The following is a 572-nucleotide window of genomic DNA, read 5'->3' as shown; positions in this document are numbered from 1 at the left end:
TTAACCTAGAAAATTACTTCTCCGCCATAACCTCATCCATCTTCTTTGGTTTGATTAAGAGAACAGGTGCAACAAACCAACAACACAATGAGAAAAGAAAAGTATATAAAGAGGCTTGTAAAAGATCAGTAGTTTGAGAGTACAGGCTATCAGCATAAACACCTGACCCAAATATCAATAACATACTTGATAAAATGATATAAACCCTTCCTAGCCTCGTCTTATAAGGCTTATTTACACTTAGTGCAATCTCTTCAGAGAAAAGATAAGGAACTAGCAACATCGAAATAACAAGTAATACGCCGACCCAAAATGAAATTGAACCATAAATAAATACTAAAAACGGTACTGCAAAAAAGATTGCAAATCCGTTTAACATTACAAAGCTAGCTAATGAAAAATACCTTCTACGCTGGTCCTTGTATAACATCCATAAAATGAAATAAGAAATGCTACAAACGGTCGCAATAATTAAGTTTAGAATCAAAATACTCCAAGTTTCTAGAAACGCACTTGCAAGGACGGCACATAGATACATCAATAATGATACTTGGATCACTTTACTTTCTTTT

Annotated in this window: 1 protein-coding gene; it reads right to left on the bottom strand. The window is 33.7% G+C overall.

Annotation, left to right across the window (positions count from 1 at the left end; genetic code table 11):
• Positions 1-13: 13 nt before the first annotated feature.
• On the bottom strand, positions 14-572 hold a 559-nt coding region (locus A194_RS0116500), incomplete at its 5' end, for a hypothetical protein (protein WP_017187867.1).

Source organism: Alkalibacillus haloalkaliphilus C5 (assembly GCF_000269905.1).
Classification (GTDB): Bacteria; Bacillota; Bacilli; order Bacillales; family Alkalibacillaceae; genus Alkalibacillus; species Alkalibacillus haloalkaliphilus_A.
Note: the sequence above shows the minus strand (reverse complement) of the source record. Positions and strands in the feature narration are given on the sequence as shown.